The 14,757-nt window shown below is 60.5% G+C and carries 13 protein-coding genes and 1 pseudogene; 7 read left to right on the forward strand and 7 right to left on the reverse strand.

Translation table 11 applies throughout. The features are described from left to right. Positions 1-305 precede the first annotated feature (305 nt). From JTP94_RS14925 to JTP94_RS14935, 3 genes and pseudogenes are all read left to right on the forward strand, one after another. A complete protein-coding gene (locus tag JTP94_RS14925) occupies positions 306-446 on the forward strand; it encodes a hypothetical protein (RefSeq protein ID WP_204851266.1) in 141 nt (46 codons plus the stop codon). Then, positions 443-887: pseudogene (locus tag JTP94_RS14930) on the forward strand (transposase); the annotation flags it as partial. The gene JTP94_RS14925 and the pseudogene JTP94_RS14930, both read left to right, overlap by 4 nt. A gap of 172 nt (positions 888-1,059) precedes the next feature. Beyond that, complete coding sequence (locus JTP94_RS14935; RefSeq protein ID WP_204851267.1) at positions 1,060-1,926, forward strand: glycerophosphodiester phosphodiesterase family protein; 867 nt, start codon at positions 1,060-1,062, stop codon at positions 1,924-1,926. 88 nt (positions 1,927-2,014) lie between these two features. Here the strand turns inward: JTP94_RS14935 and JTP94_RS14940 are convergent, their stop codons facing one another. From JTP94_RS14940 to JTP94_RS14970, 7 genes are all read right to left on the reverse strand, one after another. Next, positions 2,015-2,470, reverse strand: a complete 456-nt coding sequence (locus JTP94_RS14940) for an RpiB/LacA/LacB family sugar-phosphate isomerase (RefSeq protein WP_037199693.1) — start codon at positions 2,468-2,470, stop codon at positions 2,015-2,017. 11 nt (positions 2,471-2,481) lie between these two features. Beyond that, positions 2,482-3,252, reverse strand: coding sequence for a triose-phosphate isomerase (locus JTP94_RS14945; protein ID WP_204851268.1), 771 nt, complete (start codon positions 3,250-3,252; stop codon positions 2,482-2,484). Continuing rightward, positions 3,249-4,025, reverse strand: coding sequence for a DeoR family transcriptional regulator (locus JTP94_RS14950; protein WP_204851269.1), 777 nt, complete (start codon positions 4,023-4,025; stop codon positions 3,249-3,251). The genes JTP94_RS14945 and JTP94_RS14950 overlap by 4 nt, the downstream gene beginning before the upstream one ends. A 119-nt stretch (positions 4,026-4,144) precedes the next feature. Beyond that, positions 4,145-5,083, reverse strand: coding sequence for a sugar-binding transcriptional regulator (locus tag JTP94_RS14955; RefSeq protein ID WP_204851270.1), 939 nt, complete (start codon positions 5,081-5,083; stop codon positions 4,145-4,147). 126 nt (positions 5,084-5,209) lie between these two features. Continuing rightward, a complete protein-coding gene (locus tag JTP94_RS14960) occupies positions 5,210-6,142 on the reverse strand; it encodes a TIM barrel protein (RefSeq protein WP_204851271.1) in 933 nt (310 codons plus the stop codon). 31 nt (positions 6,143-6,173) lie between these two features. After that, positions 6,174-7,685, reverse strand: a complete 1,512-nt coding sequence (locus JTP94_RS14965) for a glycerol-3-phosphate dehydrogenase (RefSeq protein ID WP_204851272.1) — start codon at positions 7,683-7,685, stop codon at positions 6,174-6,176. A gap of 73 nt (positions 7,686-7,758) precedes the next feature. Continuing rightward, complete coding sequence (locus JTP94_RS14970) at positions 7,759-9,309, reverse strand: FGGY-family carbohydrate kinase (protein ID WP_204851273.1); 1,551 nt, start codon at positions 9,307-9,309, stop codon at positions 7,759-7,761. Positions 9,310-10,262: 953 nt separating this feature from the next. On the opposite strand from JTP94_RS14970, the gene JTP94_RS14975 reads away from it, so the two are divergent. The 4 genes from JTP94_RS14975 to JTP94_RS14990 all read left to right on the forward strand — a co-directional run bounded on the left by JTP94_RS14975 (position 10,263) and on the right by JTP94_RS14990 (position 14,590). After that, positions 10,263-10,919, forward strand: coding sequence for a DUF2291 domain-containing protein (locus tag JTP94_RS14975; protein WP_204851274.1), 657 nt, complete (start codon positions 10,263-10,265; stop codon positions 10,917-10,919). Then, the gene (locus tag JTP94_RS14980) at positions 10,916-12,460 is read left to right on the forward strand and encodes a sugar ABC transporter ATP-binding protein (protein ID WP_204851275.1); all 1,545 of its coding nucleotides are present in this window, start codon (positions 10,916-10,918) and stop codon (positions 12,458-12,460) included. The genes JTP94_RS14975 and JTP94_RS14980 overlap by 4 nt, the downstream gene beginning before the upstream one ends. A 22-nt stretch (positions 12,461-12,482) precedes the next feature. Continuing rightward, entirely contained in the window at positions 12,483-13,535 is a 1,053-nt protein-coding gene (locus tag JTP94_RS14985) for an ABC transporter permease (RefSeq protein ID WP_034512896.1), read from the forward strand. Positions 13,536-13,642: 107 nt separating this feature from the next. Beyond that, entirely contained in the window at positions 13,643-14,590 is a 948-nt protein-coding gene (locus JTP94_RS14990) for a D-ribose ABC transporter substrate-binding protein (protein ID WP_204851276.1), read from the forward strand. Positions 14,591-14,757: the final 167 nt, after the last annotated feature.

Genomic DNA, 14,757 nt, shown 5'->3' on the forward strand with positions numbered 1-14,757 from the left:
GGGGGCAGTTCACTGCCCTTGATTATCCCGCCATCTTCCCTCGTGAGCGATGGCAATGGCAGATGAAGTTTCGCAGCCGCCGACAGGCGGCCGCAGCCTCCGCTAATCCCTGAAACTGAAAATCGTCCGTAGACCCGGCCGCGCGCGCTTGCTCTCCTATTCGATGTGGCCTGACTATCTCGCTGGCCTTCTCGGGATTACTCCGTATATCGTCCCCTGTTTCGACGGGATCGCGCCGCGCTGGCTGTTGATCCTCATCCTTCTTCTGTCCCCGCTGGGGCGCATCATCGACCACGGAGGAATTGATGCTGATCAAAAAGCTTCGCGCCACCCCGCGGGCCAAGGGTGCCATTACTGAAATCGTGGCGGCAACTGTCGGCGGATGTGTCGTGCTATCTGCGGGAACGCGGTTGATTGGGGAACGCATTGAGAGGACCAGGGAATGAAGCGCACCCGTTTCACGGGCGAACGGATCACCGGCATATTGAAGGAGCACGAGGCAGGCACGCCGGTCTCGGAGGTTTGCCGCAAGCACGGTGTCAGCGACGCCAGCATCTGTAAGTGGAAAGCCAAATTCGGCGGCATGGATGTATCCGGGGACGAGCGGTTGAAGACGTTGGTGGACGAGAACACGAAACTCAAGCGGCTTCTGGCGGATGCGATGCTCGATAATGCTGCTTTGAAAGACCTTATGAGAAAGAGTGGTGACGCCCGCGGCAAAGCGGAGAGCTGTTGCGCATGTGATGAACCAACATCGGATGAGCGAACGGCGGGCGTTTAAAGCCATCGGCTTTTGCCGCATGACAATCCGTAACGAATCCAGACGTAGGTCGTCGCGAGCGCATGAACGCAAGACTAAGGCCTTGCACGTCCGCTCGCAATCCGGCCGGGTCGCGTTCGTCACAAATGTTACACTTTATGTGTATTAATAGGTAGCAGTGCCGTCGCGGCCAAAGGGCATCGAGCCGGCGTCAGAGCCATTGGCGTCTGCGTTCCTCGGCCGACATCAAGGCATGCATTGCGTCAGAAGAATCATTCAGCCCACGGAAAGCCACCGTTATGCCTAGCCAGACTGCCTCCTCGTCCCGCCCTGCTGATATTTACGAGCTTCTCTCGCGCGCCAACCCGGATATTCTTACCATTGCGCATCGCGGACTGTGGTCGGCGGCGCCAGAAAATTCGCTCGCGGCGATCCGCGCCGCTGCCGAGCTCGGCGTCGAATTCGTCGAGATCGACACGCAGGCGACAGCGGACGGCCACCTCGTCGTTATCCACGACAAGAGGCTCGATCGCACCACATCCGGCAAGGGTATCGTCGGCGCAAGCAGCTTCGCAACGGTTCGCGAGCTGCGTCTTCGCGCCGGTGCTGGCGGGGAAACGGCAGCGTTGAGCGACGAACGGGTGCCGACACTGGAGGAAGCGCTCGAAGAGGCGCGCGGGCGCGTCTTCGTCAACATCGATACGAAGTTTCCGCACGAGCTACCGCTGGTGATCGCCACGGTTCGGCGGCTTGGCGCGGAAGATCACGTCATCATCAAGTCCGATATCGAGCCGCAGAGCAGCAGCTTTCCCGTGCTGGATGCCGATTGGTTCGGGTCCATTCCGCATATGCCGATGTTCCGCGTCAGGCCCGGCGGCTTCGCCGAGGATCTGCGGCTGATCGAGCCGTTGCGCGCGCCGATGGTCGAGGTGAAATTCACCGATATCGCCGATCTTGCGGCTGGCCACGAGGAATTGGAGCGCCAGAACATCCGGCTGTGGATCAATACGCTCGATGTTTCCTACAATCTCGATTTCAACGACAGCCGAGCGCTCAAGGATCCGGAAGGCGTGTGGGGCGCGCTTGTCGAGGCCGGCGTCGGCGCCATACAGACGGACACTAATGTCGAGTTCAAGCAATGGCTGGCAGGCCGTCAGGCTAGATAATCGTCCTGGTCAGCTCGCCATCAGATACAGACAAGCCCGGCCGATCGAGAGGGATCAGCCGGGCTTGCTGCGTCTTGGGAGACAGGCCTTAGCGAGCGTTGTACTTCGCATCGACCTCGTTGATGGCATTGACGTTTCCGGCCGAACGGCCCTTCTCGTCGAAGGTCTGGGCAAGGAAGGCGTCGGCGATGGCCTTGGCAAGTTCGGTGCCGATGACGCGGGCGCCCATGGTGATGATCTGGGCGTTATTCGACAGCGCGGCACGTTCCGCCGAATAGGTATCGTGGGTCAGGGCCGCGCGGATGCCCGGCACCTTGTTGGCGGAAATGCTGACGCCGATGCCGGTGCCGCAGACGAGGATCGCCTTGTCGTAGGTGCCGTCGAGGACGCCGGAAGCGACGCGGTCGGCGAGATTGGCATAGAAGTCATCTGGGCCGTCCTGCGTGCGCGACACTTCGCTCACCTCATAACGGTCCTTGAGATGATCGGCGAGAACCTTGGCCAGGCCCTCGCCGGCGCTGTCTCCAGCAATAGCAAGCTTCATGGTATGTCTCCTCAGAGTTTGGCGGCGCACTTGGCGAGGATGTCGAGATAGCCTTCGACGTTCCAAGCGGAGCGCCCGATGAAAAGCCCGTCTACGTTCGGGCAGGATATGAGTTCTTCACAATTTTGCGGATTGACCGATCCGCCGTAGAGGCATGGAATTTTTCGGCCGAGCAGGTCTTGCGCGACCGAGATGATCTCGGCCTGGCGCGCGTCGGCATAGGAAGGCTCGGCGGGAATTCCCTTTTCGCCGATCGCCCAGACGGGTTCATAGGCGAACAGGATCTGCGCCTGCTTCTGCGAGGCTGAAAGCTTCGAAAGCGCGCCGACCACCTGCTCGCTCAGGATCTCCGTCGCGCGACCGCTTTCGCGATCGTTCAATGTCTCGCCGATGCAGATGAGCGGGATCAGGCCGTGGCGGACGGCCGCCTCGGTCTTCAAGCCCACGGTCTCGTTGGTCTCGCCGAAGTGCTCGCGACGTTCGGAATGGCCGAGCTCGACGATGTCGAGATTGCAGTCCCTGAGCATCAGCGGCGAGATCTCTCCCGTCCAGGCGCCCTGATCGGCCCAATGCATGTTCTGGGCGCCGACCTTGACGGAGCTCTCCGACAGTATTGCCTTGACTTCGCGCACGGCAGTGAACGGCGGGATGACGAAGCGCTGGATGCGCGGATCTCTCAGCGTATCGGCGGCACGCAAGGCCTCGGCAAAGGCGCGCGCTTCCGCCAGCGTCTTGTTCATTTTCCAGCTCGTGCCGATCCAATAGCTAGATGTCTCTGTCATGTCATATCCTGGGTAGAAGCAATGGTGAGGGCGATGCCGTCGCGGCGGAACTGCTCGAGAATCGCGGCATCAGGAGCGCGATCGGTGATCACGGCGTCGAAATCGGCAAGATCGGCCATCACATGCAGAGCCGTATGCCCCATGCGTTGATGGCTGACGAGCAGGCAGGTCTTGGCGGCGGAAGCGATCATGGCCCGTTTCGTGCGCACGACATTATCGTCCATGTGGTAGGCAAGCCTGCCTGATATGGCTGGAGTCGAAAGGAATGCGATGTCAGCTCTCAGCCGCGACAGCGCCTCCTCGGTGACAACGCCCAGAAAGGCGTTGAATTTCGCGGAATAGATGCCGCCAAGCGCGATCAGCGTGATGCCGCTTTCGCTTTTCAGGCGGTCTATGATCGCGGCATTGTTGGTGATCAGCGTCAATGGCCGTTTCTGCAGCAACATCTCGCCGAGGACGGCCGCCATCGATCCGTCATTGACCATAACGGTCATGCCGGGCTCGACCAGATCGAGCGCGCAGCGCGCCATGTTGAGCTTTTCCTCGTGGCCCTGGCGCTCGCGGAAACGGAAATCGCTTTCGAACTGGGTGCCAGCATCGATCGTCGCACCACCGCGAACCTTGCGCAACACGCCGGCCTGCTCGAGATCATCGAGATCGCGATGAATGGTCATCTTGGACACGGTGAAGCGATCAGCCAGATCGTCGAGATCGACGGTCTTTTGCTCGACGAGCAGATTGATGATCGATTGCTGGCGCTCTTCCCGTTTCACCTTGCACTCCGGCGTTCACTCGGATGGAACCAAACAAAATATAACACTAAAATCTCACAATTCAACATTTCTTCTGTTATATTGATGCGATCTTGTGTTTCGGTGGACGCGAGCCAGCCCTAATCCTTCAATAGCGCCTGCGCCGTCCTCTCATCGGTGATCAGACCGTAGAGACAGCGACTCTTCAGAACCGCCCGAATGGCCTCGACCTTGGGCAGCCCGCCCGAAAGCGCCACCAGCCGCTCCTTCTTCGAACGCGGCAGCGATGCCGACAGCGTACGCGCCGTCAACGTCGTCTCGAGGATATTGCCGTCCGCATCGAAGAAGTGACCGAGAATTTCGCCGACACCGCCGGCGGCCGTGACCTCCTTGATTTCGTGCGGCTCCACCATGCCCGAGAGCACGAGTTGTGCGTCGGTATCGACCGTGCCCAAGCCGACGAGCTTCAGCTCGGCGCCGTTTGCCAGGTCGAACACTTCCTTGACGCCGCGCTGCGCCAGCAGCACATCCCGATCCTCGCGCGTGTTGGCGAAAAACGGCACCGGCATCACATGTGCCTGCATGCCGGTCTTTTCGGCGATGCGATGCATCACGTCATAGGGGTTGGCGGCATAGTTTCTGGTCAATCCACCGAGCAGCGAGACGAAGCGCAGATCCTTGGCGCTGACGCGAGACATGTGGTGAACCGCGGACGAGAGCGTGCGTCCATGGCCAAGGCCAATGACCTTGTTGTTGCCGCTCTCGATTTCACGCCGCAGGAAGCCAGCACCGGCCTGGCCCAGAGCGCGGAACGCGAACCCCTCCTCGCCGAGATCGGGGGTAACCTCGCAATATTGCAGGCCAAAGCGTGCCGCGAGCTTCGTTTCAAGCTCGACGCATTCGACGATGTCACCATCGATCGTCACTTTCACCACGCCATCGGCAACCGCCCGCGCGATCAGTCGATGCGCCTTGACCGAGGGCACGCCAAGACGCTTGGCCACCTCGGACTGCGTCAATCCTCCGGCATAGTGCAACCAGGCCGCCCGCACGGCCAGCGAAGCATCAGCATCCGTCATCCACCGCTCCTCCTCTTTTCGTCACGCATATTGGTCCGCCTGTTCGTTTTCCGATCTCGATTTCACTTCTCCAACATCGCCTCGTGGCTGATTTGGCTGCAGAATCAAGACTCAGTGTTTCTGCGGCTAGATATGCAAGTCGCCAACGCCCGTGTCGATATGAGGTGCCCAGAAGGCGATACTTTCGGCAATCTGCGAGATAACCTGGCGATCGTTGGGTTCACGCTCCTTGAACGACAGCTCCAGACAGATCTCGTTGTCCTTGGCACCGCCTTCTGAAAAAGCCTCAAGCAAGGGCACCGGCTGGATGCGGCCCTTGGCGTTGAACTCCGCAGTAAAGGGCCGGTGGCCGCCCTTGTCCATCAGGCTCTGCTTGATATGGATGATCGGAGAAACCTTGGGAACAGCGCGCGCCCAGGCATAGGGATCATAGTCTTTGGGATTGGCCGACGTGACGTCGCCGTGATCGATATCGGCCATCATCCACATCGGCACGGCAAGCCGCGCCTTCGTCAAGCGGTCTTGCAGCGCAAGAGATGCCTCGATGGTCTCGCCGAATTCTCGGCCGATGCTCATCGGCTCCCAGAACACGTAGGAAAGACCTGCCGCGCGGGCATGCTCCGCGACCTCACCCCAGCAATCGATCGCGATCTTGATCAGCTCCTCGCGCCGGACCGGATCGTCGTAATCCTTGTAGGTGAAGATGGCGAATTGCGTGCCGACGGAATGGCCGCCGAGATCGGCGGTGATATCGGCAAAGGTCTTGAACCAATCAACATAATAGCGCCGGACATCCTTATCCGGATGGCCAAAATGGTTGAGACGGCCATAGGGACCCGTCATGCCCGAGGTGACGCGGACGCCGGTTCGCCTCAACGCGGTCTGCATATCGCGCGTCAGGCGGCGGATGACCGGGGCTTGCCAGCTCGGATTGATGAACTCATGCGTCAGCTGCAGATCGCGGATGCGTAGGTCACGCGCGACCGTTTCGATCAGGTCGGCCGGCTCCGCGAAACGGTTTACCAGCGGGTTGGTATTGAGTGAAAGGGTCAAGGACATGGATATCGGTTCCCGGCAATGATCGAATGGTTCACGCGGCCAGCGCCAGTTCGGCGTCGAACCAGGCGGAGAAATCCGCCTTTTCCTCGGCCGTCATACGCAGCCCCTCCTTGGTGCGGCGCATGAGCACGTCTTCTGCCTTCTGCGCCCATTCCGAAGCCGCCAGATAGCGGGCCTCGGCCTCATAGAGATTGCCGCCGAAATGGCGTCCGAGCCCGGCAAGAGACGTGGCGCCCCCGACAATCTGCTTGGTGCGTGCGCCATAGAGATGGCCGTAATGGTTCACGAGCGCGCGCGGCATCCAGGGATAGGCCGAACGCAGAGAATCGGAGAAGGCGACGTAATCAGCATTCGGGATATCGCCGCCCGGAAGCTTGGCATCACGCGTCCAGTCGCTGCCCATCTTCGGGAAGAACTTGGCAAGCTTTTGCATCGCGTGCTCCGAGAGCTTGCGGAACGTCGTGATCTTGCCGCCGAAGACGTTGAGAAGCGGCGCGCCGCCGGTCTCGTCGAGATCGAAGACGTAGTCGCGTGTTACGGCCGAAGGATTGCCCTTGCCGTCGTCGAACAGCGGCCGGACGCCGGAGAAGCTTTCGATCACATCGGAACGACGCAGCTTTTCCTTGAAATAGCGGTTCACGGCGGCGATCAGATAGTCGATTTCCGTCTCGTCGGCCTTCACCTCTTCCGGCTTGCCCTCGTAGGGAATGTCGGTCGTGCCGATCAGCGCCTTGTCGCCTTCGTAGGGGTTGATGAAGATCACACGCTTGTCGTGGTTCTGTACCAGATAGGCCTGCTGCCCGCTCCAGAATTTTGGCACGATGATATGGCTGCCCTTGACGAGGCGGACGCTGCGGCGGCTGTTGGAGCCGGCAACACGGTTGATGATGTCGTTGACCCATGGGCCTGATGCATTCACCAGAACCTTGGCGCGCACCGTGCGCACTTCGCCGGAGCGCTGGTCGCGCGTCTGCACGATCCAGCTGCCCTGATCGCGCCGGGCGCTGATGCAGGCCGTGCGCGTCAAGATCTGCGCGCCCTTGGAGGCGGCATCGAGCGCATTGAGGACGACAAGGCGGGCGTCATCAACCCAGCAGTCGGAATATTCGAACCCCTTGGTGTATTGGTCGAGGATCGGTGCGCCCTCGGGATCGCGATGCAGATCGAGCGAGCGCGTGCCCGGCAGCTTCTTGCGGCCACCGAGATGGTCATAGAGGAAGAGACCGAGGCGGACGAGCCAGGCGGGACGATCCGTCGGGCTATGCGGCAGCACGAAGCGCATCGGCCAGATGATATGGCTTGCCGAATTCAGGAGAACTTCGCGTTCGATCAGCGCTTCGCGCACCAAGCGAAACTCGTAATATTCAAGATAGCGCAGGCCGCCATGCACCAGCTTGCCGGACCGCGAGGAGGTTCCCTCGGCCAGATCGCCTTTCTCGCACATCATCACCGATAGACCCCGGCCGGCTGCATCGCGGGCAATGCCGGCACCATTGATGCCGCCGCCGATCACAAAGAGATCCAGGATTTCGGGCTCAGTCATATCATGCTCCTTCGGATGCCTCGGGCATCATCAAATCAATCTTTGCGACAGTGCCGAATTGGCCACCTATCGGCTAATGCTCGGCGAGCTTGTCCCAGGCCGGTGCGATCGCCTCGCGCACGTTCTTGTAGGCTGCAAACAGCCGGTCGAAGCGTTGGGCCTCCTCGGCATCCGGCGCCTCGGCTTGGCCGAGCAACGGCGTGACCCATTCGGCGATACAGCTGTCCATGTCCTGATAAGCGCCGATGGCAACCGCGGCCATCATCGCCACCCCGGCAGCCCCAGCCTCTTCGCGATCCGAAATCCGCACGGGCGCCTTGACGGCGGCGGACAGGGAGCTGCGCAAAGCGCGCGAGCGGGCGGCACCACCCGTGATGCGCAGTTCCGACGGCATATCTCCCATGGCCGCATAGCAATCGCGCGTCGCCATGCCGAGCCCTTCGACCACGGCGCGCAGCATGTCGGCAAAACCATGACGCGTGGAAAGCCCTGTGAAGCCGGCGCGCGCATGCGCGTTGACGAAGGGACCCCGTTCTCCCGCCTCCGAAATGTAGGGATGATAGAGAAGATTGGTCGGGCGGCTTTCGGCAAACCAGGCATCGATGCGTGGAATGAGATCCGAATAGGACACCTCGCGCCCGCCCTCGGACATCAGATCCGCCGCGATCCGCAGGATCCAGTCGATATTGATCGTCGCGCCCATATTGGTCTGAACCTGCGTGACGATACCGGGAATAGGCAGAGCAATGACGTAGCCCGTCCCCTCGTCATTGAGCTGGACGTCGGGCACAGCCTTCGCGCGCATGTGCACGCCCGTCGATCCGATCGTCGAGCAGGCGGCATTCTGGCCGCCGGTGCGCACGCCGGCGCCGAGCGCAGTCATGACCATATCCACATATCCGAGACAGACCGGCGTTCCCGCGAGCAAGCCTGCGGCCTTGGCCGCTTCGGTGGTCAGGGGATGGCTGATTTCGGTGCCGTCGATGATCTCGGGCAGAAGCGAGCGGTGGCGGCCAAGGCCGAGCGCATCGATAACAACGGGATCGTACTGGCGGCTGCGAAAATTGCCGAAGGTGAAGCTTGCTTCCGACGGATCGGTCGCACGCACGCCGGTCAGGTTCAGATAGAGCCAGTCCTTGCAGTGCAGCGCCGTTTCGGCCCGATCGAGAAGCTCCGGCATGAAGCGGTCCATATGGGCGAGCTGCGCGCCCTGCTGGCAGGTATTGAGACCCGTGCCGGTCGCCTCGAAACGAGCGCGGTTCTCCGGCTGGGCGCTCAGTCGCGTAACCGTCGATGCAGCGCGGGCGTCGAGCCAGAGCCAGGCATCGTCAACCGGGGCGTTGCCGGCGCCGACAAGCCAGGTTCCATCCCCCTGCCCCGTAACAGCAATGGCAACCGCGCGGGAGGCGAGATCCGCCACCTTATCGCCGAGGCCACGCAGCGCGCTGACGCAGTCCGACCACGTCTGGCTGAGCGACTGCGTGACCGAGCCGTCTTCGCCTGTCTCGTATCGATTTCGTGCCGACGCCGAAGCAATCTGCCGCCCGGACAATTCGAAGGCAACGGCCTTGAGAACGGAGGTTCCGGCATCGATCCCGATAATGATCCCGTCGCTCCTAGGCATTGCGCGCCGGCTCCGCCACAACCTGCCCCCCGACTGGGACGTTCGCATCGACAAAAAGCACGTTCATTCCTCCCCGATCGACCCAGAGCTTGAGTGTTCGCTCCAAGCCGCTTGTACCACGGCTATTTTCAGCACCGAAAATTCGGCGGCCAAGCGGACTATCCCGGACCAAGACAACGACGCCCACCAAGAGAGCCTCACTCTCGAATCCACATCAATCACACCGCTCGAGCATCGTGCAACAACGGCAGTTTACAAGACAGCCGCGTTATACCACAGAGATACCACAGTTGCCGTAATATTTTTCTAGCATTGTAATTTTTTTCATATAAAATGGATGTTGTCAATTCCCCAGTTGCGCCGAGGAGGGCTTACGAAAGTGAGCTGGGGGAGAGCAATGCGAGGAGCGCCCATCCCCGAACGAAGCAGTCATCGCAAGAAGCGGGGCATGATTCCCATTCACGCAGCCGTGAGTAATACTTATATTTATCAAAGATTTGTGATGAGATTCACGCAGAAGGCGCCTTAAATACCGGCGATTCCGCATGGCTGCCAAAGCAATTTATCAAATGGAAGCTGCGAGTTATTCGAAGCACGGAACACCAGCGTCTGCAATGATGGTCGGCTCGCTGAGCACAGCAGATGGCAGTTGACACGCTCAGAAATTTATAACATATGATTTGCAGTTATTAACACACTTCTATCACAATTATTACGGAAACGAGATGATTGTGGGTTCCATTGGGCGACTGGAGGAGACAGGCGCCCGCATGCTGAGGAGGCTCCTGATGTTGAATTTCCCTTCCGGTGACGGCCTGTACCGAAACCGAGCGGAGCGTTTGCGTGCCCGATGTGGTGGGCCGGGCCTTCGCTAGATCGTTGCCACGATCGCAGTGCCTTTCTCTTCTTTCTTCATCAGGCAATCCGGCTGATATGCCGAAGGTCGTTTGAACATGAATACGCAGACTCAATACGCAACCGCCAAGCCAACCGGCTCCAAGCTCAAGATCGTGGCGGGCATCGCCGCCGTCGTGATCGTGATCGGCGCCATTGCCGCCGATACCAAGGTGGTCAAGATCGGCTCCGCCCATGACGTGCGCGAGCAAGCCTTCTCGCCGGAAGCCTATGGCGCCCAGGAGTTTCCGAAGGTTCTGGCGGATGTCCAACAGCGAGCCGTCGACGCGGTAACGCTCGGCAATGCCGTTCTGGCCGACAAGAAGGCCGCCGGCACGAAATATGGTGTCGCCACCAGCACCGGCCCCGTGCTTCCCGTCTCGCTGTCAGGCACATTTGGCGACCGCAAGGCCAACCTCAATGACTTCAAGGTCGACGGCCTGCCTGACGGTATCACCGTTCGAGTACAGACCGGTCCGGCGATCAACGGCACCGATCTTCGCGATGCGACGGGCAAGATCCAATTCGGCCAGTTCACCAACCAGATCGAATATCAGGATGCCGGCTCTGCCATCAACAACGAGATGAAGAAGGCAACCCTCGGCAGCCTCGATCCTGAGAAGCTGACGGGCAAGACGGCAACGGTTGTCGGCGTGTTCAAGCTCATCAATCCCAAGAACTGGCTGGTCACCCCCGTGAAGGTCGAACTGAAATGAGCCAGGCGCAGGAAAAAGAAGCCGGCACAGGCGAGGTCGTTCTCGCCGCCCGCAACATCGCCAAGTCCTATGGCAGCGTTCATGCGCTCAAGGGCGTGAACTTCGATATTCGGCGCGGCGAAGTCACGACGCTGTTCGGCGAAAACGGCGCCGGCAAGTCGACGCTGATGAAGATCCTCTCCGGCGTTATACAGCCGACATCGGGCGAAATCATCCTCGATGGCAGCCCCATCAGCTTCGCTTCTTCGACACATGCGCGCTCCTGCGGCATCTCGATCATCCATCAGGAATTGAGCCTGGCGCCCAATCTCAGCGTACGCGACAATATCTTCATGGGTCGCGAGATCATGAAGGGCGGTGTCGTCGATTTCGCCGAGGAAGAGCGCCAGACACGGGCGCTGATGGAGGAACTCGAAGAGCATATCGATCCAATGACGCCGGTCGAGGATCTGCGCCTCGGCCAGCAGCAGATCGTCGAAATCGCCCGGGCTCTTTCGGTCAATTCGCGCATCCTGATCATGGACGAACCGACATCGGCGCTCAGCGCCACAGAAGTCGAGGTTCTGTTCAAGGTCATTCGCGACCTGACGGGCCGCGGCGTGTCGATCGTCTACATCTCGCATCATCTGGAAGAGGCGCTGCAGATCACCAACCATGCCGTCGTGCTCCGCGACGGCAACATGACGGCCTACGCTGAGCGCAAGGACATCGATCTCGAATGGATCGTGCGCAACATGGTCGGCGACAATTTCGATCTCGGCAGCCCGCCGACCGGCCACAAGATGGGCGACGTCGCGCTGACGATCGATGGCCTCACCGTCCCCGGCCCTTCGGGCGCCGCCTATAATGCAGTCGACCGCATGTCGCTTCAGGTCCGGGCCGGTGAGATCGTCTGCATCTACGGGCTCATGGGCGCCGGACGCACGGAATTGCTCGAATGCGTCGCGGGACGCCTGAGATCGAGCGGCGGCCGCGTTCTGCTCGGGAACAAAGATGTCGGCAATCTCAGCATTGCCGGCCGCATCGCCCAGGGCCTGGTTCTGGTGCCGGAAGACCGGCAGCGTGACGGTCTCGTCCAGACGATGACCGTCGGCTCGAACCTGTCGCTTGCCAGCATCGGTGCCTTCACCAAGGGTCTCTTCACGTCAGGCGGCCGCGAGCGGGCGCTTGTCGACAGCTCGATCCGCAAGGTTCACATCAAGACCGATGGCGGCGACGCTGCGATCGGCTCGCTTTCGGGCGGCAACCAGCAGAAGGTCGTTATCGGCAAAATGCTGGCGACGGCGCCGAAGGTGATCCTGCTCGACGAGCCGAGCCGCGGCATCGACATCGGCGCGAAGGCCGAAGTCTTCAAGCTGCTGGCCGAGCGCGCCAAAGAAGGCCTGGCGGTGATCTATTCGACGTCGGAAGTCGCCGAATGCCTGAGCATCGCCCATCGCATCATCGTCATGCACCGCGGCAAGATATCAGCCGAATTCGGTCCCGACGTCCCCAAAGAGAAGATCATGGCCGCCTCCGGCGAAGCAGTGGTCGCGCACTAGCCGCATTCATGGAGCACTGATTATGTCAGTCACGAACATCACTGAAAAGAAACCCATTTCGAACGGACAGCGGCGGAATTTCAATCTCGTGCGGTTGATCCTGGAAGGGCGCGCCTTCTTCGCGCTGATCGTCATCATCGCGGTCTTCTCCTTCCTGTCGCCCTATTACTTCTCGCTCAGCAACTTCCTGACCATGGCCTCGCATGTCGCTATCTTCGGCATCCTTGCCATCGGCATGCTGCTGGTCATCCTCAATGGCGGCATCGATCTGTCGGTCGGCTCCACGCTCGGCCTTGCCGGCTGTATCGCTGGCTTCCTGATGCAGGGCGTCACCCTTTCGAGCTTCGGCGTCATTCTCTATCCGCCGGTCTGGGCCGTCGTCATCTTGACCTGCGCGCTCGGCGCCGTCGTCGGCGCCGTCAACGGCGTGCTCATCGCTTACCTGAAAGTTCCGGCATTCGTCGCCTCGCTCGGCGTCCTTTATGTTGCGCGCGGCATCGCATTGCTGATGACCAACGGCCTCACCTACAACAATCTCGGCGGTCGGCCGGAGCTCGGCAATACCGGCTTCGACTGGCTTGGCTTCAATCGTCTCGCCGGTGTCCCGATCGGTGTCATCGTGCTCGCCGCGCTTGCGATCATCTGCGGCATCGTTCTCAGCCGCACCGCCTTCGGCCGCTGGCTCTATGCCTCGGGCGGCAACGAGCGCGCCGCCGATCTTTCTGGTGTCCCGGTCAAGCAAGTCAAGATCCTCGTCTACGTGTTTTCCGGCGTCTGCGCTGCGATTGCCGGCCTGGTGCTGTCCTCGCAGCTGACATCGGCCGGCCCGACCGCCGGTACCACCTATGAACTGACCGCGATTGCCGCTGTCGTCATCGGCGGCGCGGCGCTGACAGGTGGTCGCGGCACGGTGCGCGGCACGATGCTCGGCGCCTTCGTCATCGGCTTCCTTTCGGACGGCTTGGTGATCATCGGGGTCTCGGCCTACTGGCAGACCGTCTTTACCGGCGCAGTCATCGTGCTCGCCGTGCTCATGAACAGCATCCAATACGGACGTCGGGCCAAATCCGGCTGACGCACCGCGACCCATCTTGTCCCCAATCGGTGGGAGGAACCATCGATCGGAGAAAGCACCGCCGGTTCGCCGGTAACATCTGAGCTCATCAAAAGGGAGAGAGACTAATGTTTAAAAAAGGTTTGCGCATTGTCATGGCAGCGGTTGCGATTGCACCGCTTCTGACGGGAGCAGCATGGGCCGCCGGCCAGATGACGATCATCGTCAACGATCCGTCCAACCCCTATTGGCTGACGGAAGGCAATGTCGCCAAGACAACGGCCGAAAAGCTCGGCTATACGGCAACGGTCGGTGCGCATAAGGGCGACACCAACACCGAGAGCAACCTGATCGACACGGCCATCACCAACAAGTCGGTTGCCATCATCCTCGACCCGGCCAATGCCGATGGTTCCGTCGGCGCCGTCAAGAAGGCCGTTGCTGCCGGCATCCCGGTTTTCCTGGTCAATGCTGAAATCAACCAGGAAGGCCTCGCCAAGGCACAGCTCGTCTCCAACAACGCCCAGGGTGCCGCTATCGGTGCGCAGCAGTGGGTCGAAGCTGTCGGCGACAAGGGCAACTATGCCGAACTGTTCGGCGCGCCCTCCGACAACAACGCCGCTACTCGTTCGAACGGCTATGAGACTGTTCTGACGCAGTATCCTGATCTGAAGAAGGTCGCAAAGGAAGTCGCCAACTGGGACCGCACCCAGGGCCACAACAAGATGCAGTCCATGCTGCAGGCCCATCCGGATATCATCGGCGTGATCTCCGGCAATGACGAAATGGCCCTCGGCGCAATCTCTGCGCTCAAGGAAGCCGGCAAGCTCGCCAACATCAAGGTCGGCGGCTTCGACGGCTCCCCGGACGCTGTTGCAGCCATCAAGGCCGGCGAACTGCAGTATACGGTTCTGCAGCCGGTTGCCGTCTTCTCCGCAGAAGCCGTCAAGCAGGCCGACAGCTTCATCAAGACTGGCAAGACCGGTGCTACGAGCGAAAAGCAGCTCTTCGATTGCATCCTGATCACCAAGGACAATGTCGACAAGTACACGGGACCGTTCGTCCTGTCCGAGTAATGATATCGGGGGCGCCGGCAACGGCGTCCCCACCCATGCGCCGTTATAACTTGCAGCGCTCTGTTAAACATCAGGCAGAACTTGCGGCGAGCCCGATAGCAAACTGTTCTGTATCGTCTTTTTGCCTTGACATGATATTCACGGCACCAAGCTGACATCCGTAAGGC

The organism is Martinezella lusitana (assembly GCF_016901135.1).
GTDB classification, from domain to species: domain Bacteria; phylum Pseudomonadota; class Alphaproteobacteria; order Rhizobiales; family Rhizobiaceae; genus Rhizobium; species Rhizobium lusitanum_D.